Origin of the sequence: Marinifilum sp. RC60d5, from assembly GCF_052400665.1 — a bacterium.
GTDB lineage: Bacteria > Bacteroidota > Bacteroidia > Bacteroidales > Marinifilaceae > JBQTGK01.
Genome location: NZ_JBQTGK010000011.1, coordinates 14445 through 33474 on the forward strand (window position 1 = coordinate 14445; position 19030 = coordinate 33474).

General features: G+C 32.3%; 18 protein-coding genes, 1 tRNA gene and 1 pseudogene. 12 read left to right on the top strand and 8 right to left on the bottom strand.

Features of this window, described 5'->3' with window-relative positions; genetic code table 11:
* Positions 1-5: 5 nt before the first annotated feature.
* Both ACT3CE_RS16290 and ACT3CE_RS16295 read right to left on the bottom strand, forming a co-directional pair.
* Positions 6-359, bottom strand: coding sequence for a rhodanese-like domain-containing protein (locus tag ACT3CE_RS16290; RefSeq protein WP_444710835.1), 354 nt, complete (start codon positions 357-359; stop codon positions 6-8).
* Positions 360-583: 224 nt separating this feature from the next.
* Positions 584-1327 carry a Mut7-C RNAse domain-containing protein gene (locus tag ACT3CE_RS16295; RefSeq protein ID WP_444710836.1) on the bottom strand — a complete coding sequence of 248 codons (744 nt, stop codon included), beginning with the start codon at positions 1325-1327 and terminating at the stop codon, positions 584-586.
* Between the two features lie 501 nt (positions 1328-1828).
* Between ACT3CE_RS16295 and ACT3CE_RS16300 the strand changes: the two genes are divergently transcribed.
* The 3 genes from ACT3CE_RS16300 to ACT3CE_RS16310 all read left to right on the top strand — a co-directional run bounded on the left by ACT3CE_RS16300 (position 1829) and on the right by ACT3CE_RS16310 (position 4605).
* Positions 1829-3001: a tyrosine-type recombinase/integrase gene (locus ACT3CE_RS16300; RefSeq protein WP_444710837.1), complete on the top strand. Its 1173-nt coding sequence runs from the start codon at positions 1829-1831 to the stop codon at positions 2999-3001.
* Positions 3002-3132: 131 nt separating this feature from the next.
* On the top strand, positions 3133-3456 hold the full coding sequence (locus ACT3CE_RS16305) for a hypothetical protein (protein WP_444710838.1): 324 nt from the start codon (positions 3133-3135) through the stop codon (positions 3454-3456).
* A 33-nt stretch (positions 3457-3489) separates the two neighbouring features.
* Positions 3490-4605 (top strand): HigA family addiction module antitoxin, encoded by a 1116-nt coding sequence (locus ACT3CE_RS16310; RefSeq protein WP_444710839.1) that lies wholly within the window; start codon positions 3490-3492, stop codon positions 4603-4605.
* A gap of 367 nt (positions 4606-4972) precedes the next feature.
* Here the strand turns inward: ACT3CE_RS16310 and ACT3CE_RS16315 are convergent, their stop codons facing one another.
* Positions 4973-5647, bottom strand: coding sequence for a helix-turn-helix domain-containing protein (locus tag ACT3CE_RS16315; protein ID WP_444710840.1), 675 nt, complete (start codon positions 5645-5647; stop codon positions 4973-4975).
* Between the two features lie 132 nt (positions 5648-5779).
* Here ACT3CE_RS16315 and ACT3CE_RS16320 point away from each other — a divergent pair, with 132 nt between their 5' ends.
* The 8 genes from ACT3CE_RS16320 (at position 5780) to ACT3CE_RS16355 (ending at position 11933) form a co-directional block, all read left to right on the top strand.
* Positions 5780-6016 carry a hypothetical protein gene (locus ACT3CE_RS16320; protein WP_444710841.1) on the top strand — a complete coding sequence of 79 codons (237 nt, stop codon included), beginning with the start codon at positions 5780-5782 and terminating at the stop codon, positions 6014-6016.
* Positions 6017-6038: 22 nt separating this feature from the next.
* Complete coding sequence (locus ACT3CE_RS16325) at positions 6039-6332, top strand: helix-turn-helix domain-containing protein (protein WP_444710842.1); 294 nt, start codon at positions 6039-6041, stop codon at positions 6330-6332.
* Positions 6333-6546: 214 nt separating this feature from the next.
* Complete coding sequence (locus ACT3CE_RS16330) at positions 6547-7956, top strand: hypothetical protein (protein WP_444710843.1); 1410 nt, start codon at positions 6547-6549, stop codon at positions 7954-7956.
* A complete protein-coding gene (locus tag ACT3CE_RS16335; RefSeq protein WP_444710844.1) occupies positions 7953-8582 on the top strand; it encodes a recombinase family protein in 630 nt (209 codons plus the stop codon). Before ACT3CE_RS16330 ends, ACT3CE_RS16335 begins: the two co-directional genes overlap by 4 nt.
* A 149-nt stretch (positions 8583-8731) precedes the next feature.
* Positions 8732-9397, top strand: a complete 666-nt coding sequence (locus ACT3CE_RS16340; RefSeq protein WP_444710845.1) for a hypothetical protein — start codon at positions 8732-8734, stop codon at positions 9395-9397.
* Positions 9398-9733: 336 nt separating this feature from the next.
* Complete coding sequence (locus tag ACT3CE_RS16345) at positions 9734-10240, top strand: hypothetical protein (RefSeq protein ID WP_444710846.1); 507 nt, start codon at positions 9734-9736, stop codon at positions 10238-10240.
* A 628-nt stretch (positions 10241-10868) separates the two neighbouring features.
* Positions 10869-11252, top strand: coding sequence for a hypothetical protein (locus ACT3CE_RS16350; protein WP_444710847.1), 384 nt, complete (start codon positions 10869-10871; stop codon positions 11250-11252).
* A 132-nt stretch (positions 11253-11384) separates the two neighbouring features.
* Positions 11385-11933, top strand: coding sequence for a hypothetical protein (locus tag ACT3CE_RS16355; RefSeq protein WP_444710848.1), 549 nt, complete (start codon positions 11385-11387; stop codon positions 11931-11933).
* A 690-nt stretch (positions 11934-12623) separates the two neighbouring features.
* On the opposite strand, the gene ACT3CE_RS16360 is transcribed toward ACT3CE_RS16355, so the two are convergent.
* Positions 12624-12694 (bottom strand) — tRNA-Cys (locus ACT3CE_RS16360).
* 116 nt (positions 12695-12810) lie between these two features.
* Positions 12811-13173, bottom strand: a complete 363-nt coding sequence (gene folB / locus ACT3CE_RS16365; protein WP_444710849.1) for a dihydroneopterin aldolase — start codon at positions 13171-13173, stop codon at positions 12811-12813.
* Positions 13174-13470: 297 nt separating this feature from the next.
* On the opposite strand from folB, the gene ACT3CE_RS16370 reads away from it, so the two are divergent.
* Positions 13471-15189, top strand: coding sequence for a glutamine--tRNA ligase/YqeY domain fusion protein (locus ACT3CE_RS16370; RefSeq protein WP_444710850.1), 1719 nt, complete (start codon positions 13471-13473; stop codon positions 15187-15189).
* A gap of 225 nt (positions 15190-15414) precedes the next feature.
* On the opposite strand, the gene gltX is transcribed toward ACT3CE_RS16370, so the two are convergent.
* The 3 genes and pseudogenes from gltX to ACT3CE_RS16385 all read right to left on the bottom strand — a co-directional run.
* Complete coding sequence (gene gltX, locus ACT3CE_RS16375; protein WP_444710851.1) at positions 15415-16947, bottom strand: glutamate--tRNA ligase; 1533 nt, start codon at positions 16945-16947, stop codon at positions 15415-15417.
* Between the two features lie 78 nt (positions 16948-17025).
* Positions 17026-17412 (bottom strand): response regulator, encoded by a 387-nt coding sequence (locus ACT3CE_RS16380; RefSeq protein ID WP_444710852.1) that lies wholly within the window; start codon positions 17410-17412, stop codon positions 17026-17028.
* A gap of 448 nt (positions 17413-17860) precedes the next feature.
* A pseudogene (locus ACT3CE_RS16385) lies at positions 17861-19030 on the bottom strand (adenosylcobalamin-dependent ribonucleoside-diphosphate reductase); the annotation flags it as partial.

The following is a 19030-nucleotide window of genomic DNA, read 5'->3' on the forward strand; positions in this document are numbered from 1 at the left end:
TATAACTAGTATTCAGATGCTTTCAATTTCTTTAATTGACGATTCCAACTATATAAACCACCTTTTAAATGTGCCACCCTATAAAATCCCATTTTACGAAGATGATTCCTAAGCTGCTTACTCCTGAATCCTAAATGACAAAAAACAACAATATCCTTATCTTTTGGTAACATTGGAATTTTATTCTGTATTTCTTCCATTGAAATATGAATTGCATTTTCTATCCCATTTTTTGCCAACTCGTTTGGCTCCCGAATGTCAATCAACATAATATCATCACGCTTCTGCAACTCATTCATCAACTCTATAGCTGTATAACTTGTTTTAGGGCCAATATTATTATTTGAAAATATAGTCATATCTGTAATTTAAATTTATACTAAAAAATATCAATCAGAAAATTAACAATTCTCTAAGTAATGCTTATCAAATATAAAAAAATATACCAGTATGCCTATTCTAAAAATTTCTAAATAATCGTAATAATAAATAAAGTTTGTAAATAACATATATTTCCAGAAATATCAATTAAAAGTACTCTCTGTAAACTTTACTAACAATTTTTTCGATACCTTTTTTTATGTTAGACATTAAGTAAATTTAAAATATAGTTTTCCATTTTTTTAAAGTGCGATCCTTTCCAATACACCTTATCACATTGTGAACAATAATAAAAAGTATCGTATAATTTCGCAATATTAGGTTCTACCTTATCTGCTATAGCGGGTTTACTCAACTCTGATAATTGGCTGTTACAACACATACAGCGTGTAAAGGATTTAAATTTATGGTATAAATTAAACTTTTTAACCACCTCTATTAACTGCTCATGTTTTAAAATTGAACGAACAAAATATCCTTGTACGATTTTACTCGATTTTAAGAGTAACTTATCACGAGTAAGAATAATTCTTTTCTCATTCACTGCCTTATCAATTATCTCATCATCATCCATTCTGTTCTTATAAATGGTATCAAAACCCAACATTCGCAGGTACTTGGACAGCTTTCCTAAATGACAGTCCGCAATAAATTTTGTTTCGTCAAATTCAAACTCACGTAGTCGAGATATTGAAGAAATAGTAAACTGCTCAAATTTTGGATATACAGCAATTCGATCATTTTCTTTTATTCCATCTGTAATTTTTACCGGATTTCCATTCACTAATATTAAATCTACCTCAGAAAAAGGAATTCCTAAAGATACCAGGGTATCATCTATGCATATAGGAGTTTTAAAAAGTTGAACAAAAGACTTACTCTTCTTTTGCTCTGGAAGAAAATCATTTAAACTTGCATAAAACCGAAAGGTAAAAGGTTTTTTCATGTTTATTCTTTGGTGATGATAAGAAGTACTTTTACCAATTTACAGAAAATAAAGGTTTTAGTATAGCTAAAATTATCAAATATTAAGTTTAAAAAATACTTACTCGACCTAATATTAATACAAACCATTAACTAAATTGAGATTTTTAGACATAAAAAAACGAAACCATGAAAGCATGATTTCGTTATTTTTGAGGTCTCTGGCGGACTGAAAAACACTTAAATTGCTGCTTTTCTAAACTATTCAACCACACTACAAAAACCGATACACCTTAACAAATACAATGCATGCAGGAATTATTAGGTGTAAAAGTAAATTAAGCCGATTAAGATAAAATAAAGAAAAAGCGGCAACAAAAGCGGCAACAACTTTAAAATAGTATATCTTTAGCAAATCAAATAAAGAGATAAGCTAATGTCAAATGTTCGATTCACTTTAAGATCTCCGAAAAGCGAGACCGAAACCCCAATACATTTAGTCTACCGTCTAAAAGGCGAAAAATTGGTATATCCAATTGGAATAAAAGTAATCCCTAAATATTGGAAAGATCAAAGGGTGCGAAATGTTGCAGCTGCAAAAAATAAAGTTTCAATAAATAGCTTGCTTAATAATCTTGAAAATGAAGTAACTGCTTTTGTCGATGGATGTATAGTTGATGGCTTACCTTTATCGAAGCACAGTTTAAAAAAATTCCTTGATAACTATTTTTCACCAGTCAACGAAAAAGAAAAAAGCTTTTTTGGATTTATAGACAAAGTCATAAAAAGCTATGAAGGAAAAATAAACCCAAGTACAGGACGACCAATTACCCTAGGAACAATAAAGAGCCTTAAAGGAACTAAAGCAGTTCTAGAGCTATTTGAAACGGCCAAATATCACCTTTCCTTTGAAGTGATTACACTCGATTTCTATTATGATTTTATTGCATGGTGTAACACTAAAAACTATGCCACCAATAATACAGGCAAACACATAAAGAATCTTAAAACGTTTATGGGTGAAGCTGTAGAACAAGAATTAACCAACAACTTAAGTTTTAGAAGTAAACGCTTCGTAGTTCTTAAAGAAGAAGTAGACAATATCTACCTAACCGTTAACGAACTAAAGAAAATGTATAATCTCGATTTATCAGATAAACCTCTACACGAAAGGGCTAGAGATTTATTTTTGATTGGTGCTTTTACAGGCTTACGAGTTTCAGATTTTAATGATCTAAAACCCGAAAACATTATTAAACGACTTGACGGTTATAGGCTAAAAGTTGATACTCAAAAAACAGGACAAAAGGTCGTTATACCATTGCACCCGATTGTAGTAGCAATATTAGAAAAGAATGACGGGAAACCTCCTAAGAAAATGGCTGACCAATCAATTAACTATAAAATAAAAGAGGTAGGAGAACTTGCAGAGCTTGACGACATCGAAAGTACTAGCAAATCTAAAGGCGGCTTAAAAGTGAATAAACACGTTCCTAAGTACACTCTTATAAAAACCCACACGGCAAGACGTAGCTTTTGTACAAATGCTTATCTAGCTGGTGTTCCTGTTATCGATATAATGGCTATTAGTACACATACCACTGAAAGCTCATTTATGAAATACATCAAAGTAACCAAAGAACAACAAGCCGATAGAATGGCACAACATCCATTTTTTACGGATAAAGCCATATAGTTGAAAACATCTCGAAATGTTAAATTGCATTAAAAGTTCACAATATTGCGAACTTTTTATTACTTTTGTAGTATAATTTATTGACACTAAGTCAAATTTACAAGCTTATACTATGCATTGAAACCCAAACCATGAATATAGTTTTTAGCAAAAGTTATCTTGAAGACCTATTTATAGGCAATGTAAAAGCATACAAAGAATACAAATCTAACCCACAACTAGTCAAACAGTATGTTAAAACAATTAATAAATTAAAATCAATAACACGAATCGAACAGCTGCATCAAATAAAAAGCTTACGATATGAAAAAAAAATAGGTGATCTAAATGGCATTAGTGCTGTTTGGGTTAATAAGCAATACAGAATATTGTTTAAAGAAAGCTCCACCGAATCAGGTAACTTAAACATAGACCTACTTGAAATCGAAGATCTCAGCAAACACTACGAAAAATAGAAACCAGACCTACAGACTAACAGACCACAGACCATGAAAACAATTGATAAATTAACCCCATTTGTTGCAACACACCCAGGCGAAATTTTACTGGATGAATTGGAAGCAAATGAAATTTCACAGGTAGAATTTGCAAAACTAATAGGCATTAGAAAAAGTCAATTAAACGAAATAATAAAAGGTAAAAGAAACATTAATGCTGACCTAGCTATTTTAATTGAATCTGCTTTAGAAATTGATGCTGAATATTGGTTAGAACTTCAAAGAAATTATGATTTAGATAAGGCAAAGGTTGAAGCAAGAAATCAAAAGCAAATAGATGCTATCGAACAATTGAAATATCTCAAAACACTAATTCCCTATAATTTTCTAAAGAAAGAAAAAGTAGTAACAGGAGATCCTATTGAAGATATACCGAACATTAAAGCTATGTACGGCATTAATGAATTTGAGCAATTTGCTAGTTTATCTGTTCAGCCTAATTATGTGAGATTTAGACAATACAAAAGCGACAAAGTAGATAATAAAAATGTTATTGCTTGGATTAAACTAGTTCAATTTAAGGCAGATAGTAAAATCATAAGCAAATTCAATTACGATAATAAGGATAGAATTTTAACCTCAATAAAAGAAGTTTTATTTGAGAATGTGAATGTTATCAATAGAGTTGAGAAAATTCTATCAGAAAATGGAATTAAACTCATCACCCAGAATAAAGGTGAAAAAACACCTATTGATGGAGTTTCTTTTTGGAGTGATGGAAACCCAGCAATAGGATTGTCTTTAAGATTTAAAAGATTAGACTACTTTGCTTTTACCTTATTTCATGAATTGGGTCATATATTTGAACATTTATTGAATGATAATAAGGCTGAGTTCATAGACATCGACCCTAAATTAGAAGAGGAAAAATATAAAAAAAGTAAAGAAGAAATTGAAGCAAATCAATTTGCAGAATACAATTTAATATCTCAAAACAAATGGAAAGAATTTGTAGGTAATAAAGGTTCAATATATTGTTTTGATGATAACATTATAACTAGATTCTCGAATTCCAACAAAATAAACCCTGCAATAGTTAAAGGAAGACTCTGTAGATATTTTGATAATTATAAATTAAAATCAAGTATTATAAACGAAGTCTTTTAGAATTAAAAATACATTAGACTTAATTAGAAAAATTTACTGGCAATATTTTTAAGTTATCCCACCAATGCGATATCAAATAACAACATTTAAATAATTTAATCTAAAACAATGAAATTTATTGAAGTAAAAAATGTAAAGAACAAAAGAGTTATTGTTTTTGTTGATCAAATAAAAAAATAACTGAATTCACTAAGTATATATCAATATGCCTAGGAAACGATGTGCTAGTCAACACTCATGAGCCTATCGATGATATTCTTGGCAAGATCAATAAATAAATGCAATTACTTAAAACTAGTACACGAAAAAGCCACACAGTTTAACAACTATGTGGCTTTCATTTTATCTAATAAGAGCTCAAATACTGTTACTCTCTACTTTTTAAAAATTCCTCTGCATCTTTCTCAAAGTTATTCATGATAGAATCAAAGCATTCTTCTGCTTCCAAAAAAATATCTTCTGAACAATCGTACCCTTCTTCATCTACTGGATTAAAATCGTAAGTCATCTGACCTAAAAATTCAATAACTTCATATACTACACAGAAATAATTCTTAATACTCAATTTTACTTTATCAGATGCTCCATCATTTGGATCTATTGCATAATCTGCAATTTCCGAATTAACAGTAAATGACAATTTATTTAATCGACTAACATACTTATTAGTTTTACGTATTGTACTTTTTATCATTTCCACCAATTCATACTGTTGTTCTTTTGCAGAATAGAACATAAGTACTTTACCCCATGAGTTTATATACTTATGTATGATCATATCTACAAAATCAACTTGATGAAAATCCTTAATAAGAGATTTTAAATCATCTCTAGGGATCTTTTCTCCAAATAAAAGCCAATCAGCAGAGACTCCAAATTTATCATTCAGAACTTCAAGAATTTTGGTATTCACGTCTCTTTTCCCTTGTTCTATTAATTGATATCCAGATAATGATACACCAATTTCATTTGCAAATTCCTCTTGTGAAAAATTATTGCCAATTCTAATCTCTTTAAGCCTTTGGTTTGCAGATTGTTCCATGTTACACAAATAAATACATCTTATAGAACTCACAAATAAGTTGCAAAAGATGTATATAGCACCTACATTTGTGTGTACAGAAAAGTTCTAAAAGAACTATATGACGATTACTAATCGATTATTTAATAAGTTATGCGAAAGATAGACAAAATATTAGAACTAGGGAAAAATCTACCACGTGGAGCAAAAAAACGAATAGCAGAAAAGAGTGATTGTTCTAGATCATTGATTGTTCACTTCTTTTTAGGCACAAAAAAACCTACAAATAAAACTATTAAGAAAATATTGACTGCCACAGAAGAGGTTTTAGAGGAATATCGCAAAGAATCACAGGATATTGACTCTATGATTGATAAAATTAAATTGTAACGACCCCAAAAATTAATAACAAATGACAGAAAAAATATTACAAGTATCAGAAATGAGTTCAGCCGATATAATCAAACAATTTACGGCAATGAATAAAAAGCTAGCGGAACTAGCAGAATACGTTAAGCCAAATAATTCAGCTACTTTATTAAGCCCAAAAGAAGTAATGGAATGGTTGAGCATTACCCCTCCTACTTTAAACGATTGGGCTAAAAAAGGTATTCTGAACCGTTATAAACTTGGAAATAGAGCCTTTTATAAAAAAGAAGAAATCATGGCAAATCTTGACGGCACAAAATATGCTGACAAGCTATAAAAAACGACACACTAAAATTACAAGACACTTCTTTATTCGCAGGCAATACAGAATAAAAAACGCATATAAAATTGGTACGAATACACCATTTTCTAAAGTCTGTATATTTTAAAAAAATTACTAAAATAAATAACGAGAACGCACATTTTTTTAGTGACGCATACACCATTTTTCCAACAATTAATTAACCACTTTTATTACTCTTTTCTGACCCTTGATAGACGGAATTACCATAGAACTAACAGACTTTGATATCAGCCTTTGGACAAATCATTCAAAGCTGAAATTCAATGTTCTTACTTCTGTTGATACTGGTGAGTTAATAGGTAGTCAAAAGGCATATTATAATGGCTTGGAATTCATCATAGAACCAAAAGGGAAAGTTAAAATAAAAGGTTCTATACACAAATACTACAATGATGGTTTACACAATGGCGATCGCTTTACCTTTGATGATTTTACAAAGGCTGTTAGCCAATTATCAGAGTTTGGAGTTGTTCCTGAACAAGCAATTTTAAGAGGTTTCGAAATCGGTTTGAATCTTGATACTTCCAATTCCAAAATAGATACTAAAATTTTTCTGGATAGCATCTTATATTGCAAAGGTGTAGAACGTTCCGATATGGAAATCAGCGGAAAAGCAGGCTACGGTTACCGCTTTAAAACTGCAAATACTACCTATAAGTTCTACGATAAGATGGAACAATCTTGTTTACAATCTGAAATGCTTCGAATTGAAACCAAGTTTACCAAAATGAGAGCGGTTGAAAACTACGGTATCCTAACACTCTCTGACCTTCTGAACAAAGAAAAGCTATCCAAATTAATCAAAGACAAGTATTTGAAATTCATTGATGAAACTATCTTCTTTGAGTGGGATCAGATTAAAACAACCAGAAAACTACCAGTCAAGTACAAAAGCATATTTAAAGATTTAAGAAACCCCGATTGGTGGATTAAGGATGATCGTTGCAGAAAAGAGCGAAACAAAAACAAAAAGCTACTGGAAACGCTCATAAACAAGTATGCTAAACGTAACATTAAAACTATCCTGAAAGACCTGATACTATTAGAACTTCAAGCTTTTTCACGCACAAAAAAAGGGGACAGATACACCGAATTTGAAAGCCTTCAATCTTGGATTGAATCCAATAGCAAAAACGCAACAAAAAAGAAGACAGATACACCATGTATTGTATGGTGCGATTCGACCGACCAAGGGGAGGTAAAAAAAGAAAAAAGATATTGTGAAGTGTGTGGAAAGGAAATCACAGATCAAAGAAAAGGTTCAAAATACTGCTCTGATAACAGAAAATGCAGAGATAAAGCTTATAACCTGAAAATTTCAGAAAAAAGAAAAACCAAGAGACTAAAGCAGGAAAAAGAGATAACCAAAATCATCAAGGAAATCGGTAGCCAGTTACAGCTTGTTAGAACTACCAATCCCAAAAATAAAAGAAATCATCCTAAAGGAAAAACTATGAGAAAAACCTCAATAGTTGTTTCTGCTCATGGGAGAAAAAGATACTTCCACGGATCAGCAGCAAGGTACTTTATAAAGGAATTTGAAAAGAAAACAGAAACAAAAGATATCAACCCTAAAAATAAACTAAAAACAGCATGAACACAGATAAGAGAATCTACAAATATGCCAGAGTATCAACCGTAGGGCAGAATGAAGATAGACAGGTTGATGGACTAAAAGATATTAAAGGTGAATTAGTCATAGATAAATATTCTGGTATGATGCCATTTGCAGAGAGGCCAAGCGGTAAAATCATTATTGATGCAGTTCGAAAAGATAAAATATCCGAATTAGTTGTTTATGACTTTGACCGACTAGGTAGAAGCGTTCCCGATGTTTTAAATACACTGGGACTGATGAAAAAAAATCAGATAACAGTTACCATTTACAAAATTGGAATGAAAAGCTACATAGATGGTCATTATAACCAAATGTTTGATTTCATGTCTGCTCTTATGGTTTTGGCTGCAAAAATGGAATATGACAGAATCAAAGACAGACAGTCAGAAGGTATTGCCATTGCCAAGGCCAAAGGAGTTTATAAGCTTCATGCTGGAAAAGGAAAAATGACCAAAGAACAATTCGAGAAACAACATGCGGATATTATCGAACTATTGGAGGATGGAAAATCGATTAGGAATATTGCCAAACTGGTAAAAAAATCCAAGACCACCGTTCAACGAGTAAAAAAGTATATCGATACACAAAAAGCGTGTTCATTTTAGCAACACCCAAATGAATACACAAAACAGGGCTGTTTATACCCTATTTGATAAGTATTACTGTACAACCCAAAGGGTATACGCTAAAATGAATACAAATAGAGAAAAGACAGGAATTTTAAAATAAATCATTAACTAAAACTGAATTAAAAATGGAATGTAAAATTTGCGGAAAACCAATTGTGAACAAGAGACCCGATAGTAAATACTGTTCTACATCTTGCATCAACAAGGCAAAACGATTAAGAGCAAAAGAAAGAGAATTAGATAATTCTAATTTCGAAAATGAAATTGATACCTACGAACATCAGCAAATAAATCAACACCTTTCAGTTGAATTACGAACCGTAGAAAGAGAACACTTCAATTTTATTACAAAGCTAAAAGAAGAATACGAGGAAAAAATCAAAATTTTAGAAGAGAAAAATCTAAAACAGGAATTCACAATAGTAAAGCTGAAGGATGAAATTAGCAAGCTAAAAGATAAATATACTATAGAACTTGAAGAAGCCAGAACGAACACCACAAAAGAAACCGTTACGGCAATTACAAAAATGCCTGCTATTCAATCAATCTTAGGTGCTTTTACAAATACTCTAATTCCAACACCTACAAATGGTCTTGGCAAATTCTCAGATCAATACAGTACTGAGGAAAAACAAATTATTAATGCTATTAGAAAAATGAAACCTGATACACAGAGCAATTTTGTGCAAATGCTTTATGTCCTCTTTTCAAAATCCAATGAAGAGCAAATAGAAATATTTAGCACCTTACAAACCTACATGCTGCAGTCCGAGGAAAACGAAGATGTGTAATTACCAGGCAATTTTATATTTGTTATCGAGCCAACTAATATTTAAAACTTCGAGTCAGTTATGATCAGAGCCAATGAAATATTAATTGGCTTTTTTAACCCTTATAGCGAGATAAGAGATCTAGATACGATCGGGTTATAAACTGGATAAACACCCCTTAAGAACCCTTTATACTAGCTCTATTATTAGTATGTTTAATCTTTCTAACCTATTCCAATTATTCAATTTTATTAGGTTTGACAATATGAATCTTAATTAAAAATCTATAAATTGACTTTTTAAAAGAAATAATATTGATATTTCACTAACGTTAACACCAATTTAATTAAAGGAAATATGAAAAAATGCCTCATTATTTTAACTGCAACAATGTTCTTTACCCTAACAGGAAAAGGACAGGATTTTTTTTTCATTGGTGAAAAAAGCTATCCCTGCACAGAAACATTCACATTAAAATCCAATTCAGCCGATTCTGAGGTTACAGACTTGAAGGTGTTATTTGGTAAGAATGAAATGTCAGGAGTTTTTATTGTAAGTAAAAAAACTGTATCCACAGTAAGGATAAGTGGAAAACTAATTATCTATCTTGATGATGGAACGGTAATATCTTGCATTGACAGGGATATTAATGACAACGTTGATGATATTGCTTCATCCGCTTATCAATTGACAAATGAAGAACTACTTAAAATGAAAAATAGTAATATCCATACCGTAAGATATACAATAAAATGTGTTGAATGTTTTGGGCCAATATCTGCAGAAGGAAATTTTACTGCTTCAAATAAAGGCAGTTCTAAAACTGATTTTCCTACCTTAATAACTGATTTTTTTAGCGAATAAAAGTGTGCTTACAAAGTGTTACACTTTATAAATCCTTAAAACTATCACTTTGAGTATTTATCATTTTAATTTAAGAAAGCAAAACTACTTTTTCAATCCTCATAACTAGATAAGAGATCTAGTTAATATCGGGATGAAAACTAGTTAATATCTAGGTAAACACCCCTTAAATCCCCTTTAAACTAGCTTATCTATAAGTTTAATTCTCTGTAATTAGAGAAATGAAAATTAACACCCTGTAAAATTGCTTTGCCATTGGAAAGACAAATCAGGTAGGATAAATCATCGATGTAGATACTAGATAAGCGATCTAGATACAATCGGGATATGATCTAATTCATAACTGGATAAAAAACTCCTAATAACTCTATTATTCCATTTTATTCTCTGAAAAGTGGATATTCGTCTAATGTTATGCCCTTTTATTCCCGAATAGAAACACATCATTCCTTTTCTCAATAATTAGCTCATCTAATTATCGAGATAACGACTTCTTTAAAATGTAATTTTCCGAATTGAAAAATTGACAAGTTTGACAGTATGAATCTTAATTGAAATTTGATATTTTAGTAAGAATTTACAAACTCTTTAATGTATGATATTTAAAGTGAATCATAATTGAAGCAACATGAAAAAGAAGAATGTTAAAAAAATTATTAGAATATTGATTAAGTCAAGAGAATTGTATTTAAATCAAATTGATATGAAAATATCAAAACAAGAACTTGAATCTATTTTTAAATTACTCATTAAGAGTGGAAGTGTGATAGATTTATCTAGTAAGCAAAAATTGGGAATCGCTACATATAGGGATGTTAATTATAAAGATTTGCACAACAACCTAAATTTAGAAACTAAAGCACATAAGATATTCAGAGTATCATGGAAGATATTGGTTGGTATAGGGATTATATTAGGAATAATATTAACAATATTTCAAATTCGTCAACAATTTACAAATAGAGAATCAAAAGCTGTGTGTAGTTTACCAAAAGATGGCAATAATATTTAAGAAGATAGGTCACCCCATTATTTCCATATAAAGTTAGTATGATTAGATTTATGTTGGAAATCTAGTCTAACCACATACAAGAGAGGTTATTCAATTGTTATAAACAAAAAAAACAAATAATTTAAATTAATTATGAAAGCAATATTTGTCGGTTTATTTATTCTGTTTGCCATCAATGCATTAGGGCAAGAGAAAACAAATAATTTTATCTTGAATAATGATAAAACAGTTTCATGGCAAAAAGTATATCCATTAGATGGTTCCATAGAGGAACTTAAAAATAAATTAGATGTGTTTTTCAAGAATCAAAAGTTCACTTCTAATTTGGAGTATTTAGATAGTAGTTTTATTGGAAATTCAAACAGAACCAATGTCGCTATTCAAAGAGGTAATCGATTTGTCAACTCAGGTGACTTTACATGTTATATAAAAATAGAATTAAAAGAAAATAAATATCGAGTAACTATTAAAAACATAGTCTTTGAACCTGTATCGGGAGGAATAAATACTGGAGGAATAATATTAACGTCCAATGTATCATATTCATTTGGAGATTATACTGTAAAAAATAATAAAAATGAATTTAGAAAAAATAAACCTATTCAGGATATGATTACATCTTTTAATAATGATTTTGACAAATATTTCAGTTATACCGAAACTGAAAAGTCAGATTGGTAAATACTTTATTTAATAGCCGTTGTATAGCACAGGTTGTTATTCCATCGGTGAGGAAGTAGGTTGACCGATTTTTCTCAATTTTAACAAACAATAGAAAGATATTAAATCACAAATCAACTAAAGCATATACAATTGAGGTTATTTGTAAAATAGGCCTGAATAGTAAACTTGAGATCGACTTCTCTAAATTAGTTGGATTACGTCATGAGGTGGCTCATAATGGTAGATTTGGAAATGTTAATCCAATCAAAGATTTAAATAATGCTCAATTTGGATTGAGATTGTATCTTCTTAGGACTCTTGGGTATACCGGAGATGTTTTTGATAATCGAAACGTAATATCTTTTGAATCTGTTAATATTGGTGAATTTGTAAAAAAACCAGCTAACACACGCTAAACTAAATAATTAATGAAAATTTCTAGATGGGGACAAATATGGGGACATTAAAACATTCCCAATCCCATAAAAAACTAGTGTTCAGCATATAGGGGTTTTTGAACTGGGTTCTGTTGGGACTAAACTTCAAACGTCATATTTCATAAATTCTCAAAACTATCACTTTGAGGATTTATAATTTTATCTCTAAACCATTATAACTTAAAAAAGTAAAACGGCAACAAAAGCGGCAACACCTAAAAATAGAAAAGCCCCAACTCGTTAAGAATTAGGGCTTTATAAATTTATTTAGAGGTCTCTGGCGGATTCGAACCGCCGTAGATGGTTTTGCAGACCACTGCCTAGCCACTCGGCCAAGAGACCCTTTTTCCTTAAAGGCGTTGCAAAGATATAAATTTTGGTTTCATCTGAACAAACTTTTTTAAGCTTTTGTAAGAAAAAATTTACAGTAGAATTACAATCTAATCTTAATCAAACAATTACCTCGATAAAGTTAAACTAACTTTTTCTATTTGTCCACCCATTGGAGGGTTCATTTTAGATACTTTCACCTTTGCATGCTTTAATTCCGGGAAATTATCGTACAAAGTATCCAGTATTCTATTGCAAACATGTTCTAACAAATGCGATTTAATTTGCAGTTGTTCTTTAATCATCTCATAAGCCCGCTGATAATTCAATGCATCGTTAATATAGTCGCTTTTAGCAGCTTTTTCGGCATCGTATTCCATTCGCACATAAACTGTAAATTTATTTCCCACAATCTGTTCTTCTTTAAAACAACCATGATATGCGTAAAATTCCAGTCCTTCTAATTCAATAATTCCCATCTGTGTTTGCATTAATAATGTTTGGCGAAATTAAAGTAAGAAAATTCAAATTCCAAAACCCAAGTTCCAAAACCATTGTGAGATTTGGGATATGATTCTTGAAATTTTACCACTTTCTCCTTTTTACTTCAAACTTTATCCTCTACCAACTCTTCTTTATGACTTAATTTGAAACGAATTTAGTGTATTTTATCTACTTTTGTTTTTTCGTTCTGATAAAAACAGATTAATTTATTTATTATAAATTTAAATTTCTGCAGTTCAGTGCGAAAGGCAAGGCAAATAATGTATCATTTTAAATTGAGTAGTATGGATAACAAAAATGTAAAAGAAGAGAATGTTAACGAAAGCAAATCTCTTAATTTTATCCAGCAGATCATAGAAGAAGATCTGAAAAACAATGTGAATGATGGTAGAGTACACACACGATTCCCACCAGAACCAAACGGATACCTACACATCGGTCACGCTAAGTCGATATGCCTAAACTTTAGCCTTGCCCAGCAATACCAGGGAAAATGTAACCTGCGTTTCGACGATACCAATCCTGTAAAAGAAGATACAGAGTACGTTGACTCCATTATGGAAGACATTAAGTGGCTAGGATTTGAGTGGAGTGGGGATCCTTTATATACCTCAGATTATTTTGATCAGTTGTACACTTGGGCTGTTAAGTTAATTACCGACGGCAAAGCTTATGTTGATGATCAAACTGCAGAACAAATAGCCGAACAAAAAGGGACTCCAACGGTTCCCGGAACCGAGAGTCCTTTCCGAAATCGTAGCGTCGAAGAGAATCTTGATTTATTCGAGAGAATGAAAAAAGGTGAATTTAAGGATGGAGAAAAAGTGTTGCGAGCTAAAATTGACATGGCTTCACCAAATATGCACATGCGCGATCCTTTAATGTATCGTATTATGCATGCTCATCATCACCGTACAGGCGACAAGTGGTGCATTTACCCAATGTACGACTATGCACATGGCGAATCGGATTATATCGAAGGAATAACACACTCTATTTGTACTTTGGAATTCGAAGTTCACCGTCCACTTTACGAATGGTTTGTTAATAATATTACCGACACAGAGTATCGCCCAAAGCAACGTGAATTTGCTCGCTTAAACCTGAGCTATACAGTAATGAGTAAGCGGAAATTGCTGGAATTGGTTACAGACAATCACGTTAACGGATGGGATGATCCGCGAATGCCAACCGTTTCGGGTTTACGACGCAGAGGTTATACTGCTAAATCTATTCGTAATTTTGCAGATACAATTGGTGTAGCAAAACGTAACAATGTTATTGATGTATCGCTTCTAGAACATTGTGTTCGAGAGGATTTGAATAAAATTGCTACTCGCGTAATGGGTGTTTTAAACCCAGTCAAGCTGATTATTGACAACTACGAAGAAGGTACAGAAGAAATGTTAAGCATCGATAATAATCCTGAAGATGAGAATGCCGGAAAACGCGAAATTCCATTTTCCAGAGAATTATATATTGAACGCGAAGATTTCATGGAAGATGCTCCTCGTAAATTTTTCCGCATGACTCCGGGTCGCGAAGTTCGTTTAAAAGCAGCCTATATTGTAATGTGCGAAAATGTTGTGAAGGATGCCGAAGGCAACATCACTGAAATTCATTGTACTTACGATCCAAAATCGAAAAGTGGTAGCGGATCAGAAGAAAGTAAACGTAAAGTAAAAGGAACATTGCATTGGGTATCTGTTAAGCATGCTACTAAAGCTGAAGTTCGTATTTACGATCGCTTATTTAACGATGAAGCTCCAGATGGACACAAAGATGTGGATTTTAAAGATTTTATTAATCCCGATTCTTTAAAAGTTTTAAGTGAATGTTACGTTGAACCATTCTTGAAAGATGCAACACCTGAGCAAAACTTCCAGTTTACTCGTTTAGGATATTTCTCGGTGGATAAAGATACAAGTGCCGATAAGTTGATCTTTAACCGTACTGTTTCTTTAAAAGATTCATGGGCAAAAGCACAAAAAAAGAAAAAGTAAAAAAAGCGATCAGCACATAGCTAAAAGCATCACAATACAAACCTGTTAGGATCTGAAATTCTAACAGGTTTTTTTATTCGGTATTCCAACCAAAACTCAAACTACCAATAAAAATAGACTTAACCTATTCACAATATTTATTGAGGATATCACTCTAAGTAAAAACTGCAAACAAAAAAACCACCTCCAATACTGAAGATGGTTTATATTTTAGATCAATCTCAATTATCTTTTAATATTCGCCACAGCAAAATTTAAACGTGCAATGGTTTCTTCTTTTCCAAGAATCTCAATAATATCGAACATGTGAGGGCCTTTACCAGCACCAACCATAGCCAAACGGAATGGATTCATCACTTTACCAAAGCCAATCTCTTTAGCAGTAATCCATTCTTTCACTATTTCTTCAGTGTTAGCTGATGTAAAATCTTCAATTCCTTCTAATATACCTATTAATTCGGTCATTAATGCAGGAGTATCTTCTTTCCATCCCTTTTTAACAGGCTTGGCTTCGAATTCTTTAGGTGCTTCAAAAAAGAAGTTTACCTGGTTCCATAATTCAGAAATAAAATCGACACGATCTTTTACCATGCCACAAACACGATTAACAATGTCTTGATTTACTTCAATTCCTTTTGCTGTTAGCACTTGCTCAGCAAATAAAGATCCTATTTCTTCATCCGATTTATGCACTAAATACTGACGGTTGTACCATTTTGTTTTCTCTGGATCAAACTTAGAACCAGATTTACCTACACGGTCCAAAGAAAATGCTTGAGCCAATTCTTCCATTGAGAAAATTTCCTGTTCCGTTCCCGGATTCCAACCCAAAAAAGCCAGCATATTCACAAATGCCTCAGGAAAATATCCACCTTCTCGGTATCCCGATGAAATTTCATTTGATTTAGGATCTGTCCATTCCAATGGAAATACAGGAAAACCTAATTTATCGCCATCGCGCTTACTTAACTTTCCTTTACCAACGGGCTTTAATATCAAAGGAAGGTGTGCAAATTTTGGCATATCTTCGCTCCATCCAAAAGATCGGTATAAGAGTACATGCAATGGCATCGATGGCAACCACTCTTCCCCACGAATTACATGAGAAATTTTCATCAGATAATCATCAACAACATTCGCTAGGTGATAGGTAGGCATTCCATCCGACTTAAACAACACTTTATCATCTAAAGCAGAAGTATTAAACACCACGTGACCACGAATCTCATCATCTAAATGTAATTCCTCGCCAACAGGCATTTTAAAACGCACCACGTAAGCTTCTCCAGCATCCTTTTTAGCTTTTACCTCATCGGCCGATAAAGCCAAAGAGTTGTTTAAGCTCTCGCGAGTTTCATGATTGTATGTAAAGGTTTTCTTTTCTGCTTCGTATTTGCTACGGATAGCATCAAGCTCTTCGGAAGTATCGAATGCATAATATGCGTTATTCGAAGCTATTAACTGCTCGGCATACTCACGATACATCGGCTTACGCTCTGACTGACGATAAGGGCCATACTCTCCTCCAACTGTTGCACCTTCGTCAATGGTAATTCCACACCATTGTAATGCTTCAACAATATATTCTTCGGCACCTGGTACATATCTTGTTTGATCTGTATCCTCGATACGAAGTAAAAATTCGCCATTATTATGTCTAGCAAATAAATAATTAAATAAGGCTGTTCTTACGCCACCCATATGAAGTGGTCCGGTTGGACTAGGCGCAAATCGAACTCTGACTTTCTTTTCGCTCATCTTTAATATCCATTAATTGAACAGCAAAGATAAGAAAATGAGAAAAAAAACGGGATTGAAATTTCAAAAATGAGCAGATTATATAAATTTTGCGATAATATTTTTTAATCCGCCGATATCAATAGGTTTTGTAATGAAATCATCGCAGCCGGCAGCCATTATTTCGTCATAAGCTTCGCCATAATGAAAAGCTGTTTGAGCAATTATAGGAATTTCCTTTTTTATTTTTTTGATTCTTTTGGTCGCATCGTAACCATTTATAATGGGCATTTGCATATCCATTAATATCAAATCTATATCTGGATTACTTTCGAACAAACGGATTGCTTCCTGTCCATCTCTGGCTCGAATTAGGCGCACCTTCGTTTCAGCTAATATCTCTTCTAAAAATATATAGTTAAAATCCTCATCTTCTGCAATCAAAAGCAATTTGTCTTCCCAATTGTAATTTGTGGAAAAATCCATATCTCTGCGATTATAAATTTCAATTTATTAAGCCTATTATCAAAGTTAGGATTATTTATGATAAAATGTTAATAAATTTAGATTGATTTTATACTTTATATAATATTAATAAAAGGGCTTCCCTTGCGGTAAAACCCTTTTAAACAGAAATAAATTTTTAAACAATATTGTTGGCAAGTGTAGAATTAGTAGCTTAAAAATAACTGCAGATAACAGTTAATTTAAATATAGCTTAATGCCTAAAGAATCGTTATTGCATTTACTCAATTACAACCCTTCAACTAAATTGAAACAAATATAGCACTATATCATTACATAAAACATATTAAAGAGCATATTTAATTACATATTATCACTAATAACTATCTTTCGCTTAAAATTTGACAAAAAAAAAGGAATCTGTAAAACAGATTCCTTTCAATATATATTTATATGCTTACAGCATATATTATCCACATTTTGAAGTACCACAAGATTGGCAAATCAAACATCCTTCCTGATAAATCACCTGATCGGATCCACAATTAACACATTTGGCTCCTTTAGCTTTTGTACCATCAGGAATATACTTTTTTAAAGCACGCTCAACACCATTTTTCCAGGTATTAATATTTTCACTATCTAACTGAAGACCAGATACAAGATTTACAACCTGCTCAATTGGCATTCCATGGCGAAGAACTCCTGAAATTAGTTTTGCGTAGTTCCAGAATTCCTTGTCAAACTTATAAGACAATCCTTCAAATGTAGTCTTAAATCCACGTTTGTTGCAAAACTGGAAATCATATCGCGTACTTCCATCTTCATCTTTACGCTTAAGAATAATTCCTTTATTTACTGATTTTGGTAAAAGAATTCCCTCATCATCATCTACAATTCCGGTAAAAATCTCGTAAGGTGTTCCTTTGTACAATCCAATAAATGCAATCCATTTCTCTTTGTTATTTTGGAAACGAACCACCTCGGCCTCTAATTCTGCAGGACGTTTTTTTGGCATTCCTGTTTCTTCTTCCTTGGCATCATTCGAAATTAATACTCCCGAACGAGAACCATCGCGATAAACAGTACAACCTTTACATCCACTTTTCCATGCTTCAATATACAAATCGCCAACCAAAGACTCTGGCACATCGTTAGGAAGATTTACAGTTACACTAATGGAGTGATCAACCCATTTTTGAACCTTACCCTGCATACGAACTTTTTGCAACCAGTCTACATCGTTCGAAGTTGCTTTATAGTAGGGTGATTTTCTCACTAAGTCATCAATCTCCTCGTTTGTGAAATTCTGAGCAGCATTAATATTATTTGCTTCCATCCAGCTTACGAATTTATGGTGAAATACCACAAACTCTTCCCAGCTATCGCCAACCTCATCAACAAAATCAACTTTTACATCTTTGTCGTTAGGGTTAACTTTTCTTCTTCTTTTATAAACAGGCATAAATACCGGTTCAATTCCAGAAGTAGTTTGAGTCATTAAACTTGTAGTTCCTGTTGGAGCAATTGTTAAACAAGCAATATTACGACGACCATATTTTACCATATCTTGGTAAAGACTCGCATCTGCTTCCTTTAATCTTTTTATAAAAGGATTTTTAGTTTCACGATCTTTAGC

Coding starts and splice junctions, on each gene's coding strand:
- ACT3CE_RS16290 (WP_444710835.1), bottom strand. CDS start 359: ATGACTATATTTTCAAATAATAATATTGGCCCTAAAACAAGTTATACA.
- ACT3CE_RS16295 (WP_444710836.1), bottom strand. CDS start 1,327: ATGAAAAAACCTTTTACCTTTCGGTTTTATGCAAGTTTAAATGATTTT.
- ACT3CE_RS16305 (WP_444710838.1), top strand. CDS start 3,133: ATGAATATAGTTTTTAGCAAAAGTTATCTTGAAGACCTATTTATAGGC.
- ACT3CE_RS16310 (WP_444710839.1), top strand. CDS start 3,490: ATGAAAACAATTGATAAATTAACCCCATTTGTTGCAACACACCCAGGC.
- ACT3CE_RS16315 (WP_444710840.1), bottom strand. CDS start 5,647: ATGGAACAATCTGCAAACCAAAGGCTTAAAGAGATTAGAATTGGCAAT.
- ACT3CE_RS16320 (WP_444710841.1), top strand. CDS start 5,780: ATGCGAAAGATAGACAAAATATTAGAACTAGGGAAAAATCTACCACGT.
- ACT3CE_RS16325 (WP_444710842.1), top strand. CDS start 6,039: ATGACAGAAAAAATATTACAAGTATCAGAAATGAGTTCAGCCGATATA.
- ACT3CE_RS16335 (WP_444710844.1), top strand. CDS start 7,953: ATGAACACAGATAAGAGAATCTACAAATATGCCAGAGTATCAACCGTA.
- ACT3CE_RS16340 (WP_444710845.1), top strand. CDS start 8,732: ATGGAATGTAAAATTTGCGGAAAACCAATTGTGAACAAGAGACCCGAT.
- ACT3CE_RS16345 (WP_444710846.1), top strand. CDS start 9,734: ATGAAAAAATGCCTCATTATTTTAACTGCAACAATGTTCTTTACCCTA.
- ACT3CE_RS16350 (WP_444710847.1), top strand. CDS start 10,869: ATGAAAAAGAAGAATGTTAAAAAAATTATTAGAATATTGATTAAGTCA.
- ACT3CE_RS16355 (WP_444710848.1), top strand. CDS start 11,385: ATGAAAGCAATATTTGTCGGTTTATTTATTCTGTTTGCCATCAATGCA.
- folB (WP_444710849.1), bottom strand. CDS start 13,173: ATGCAAACACAGATGGGAATTATTGAATTAGAAGGACTGGAATTTTAC.
- ACT3CE_RS16370 (WP_444710850.1), top strand. CDS start 13,471: ATGGATAACAAAAATGTAAAAGAAGAGAATGTTAACGAAAGCAAATCT.
- gltX (WP_444710851.1), bottom strand. CDS start 16,947: ATGAGCGAAAAGAAAGTCAGAGTTCGATTTGCGCCTAGTCCAACCGGA.
- ACT3CE_RS16380 (WP_444710852.1), bottom strand. CDS start 17,412: ATGGATTTTTCCACAAATTACAATTGGGAAGACAAATTGCTTTTGATT.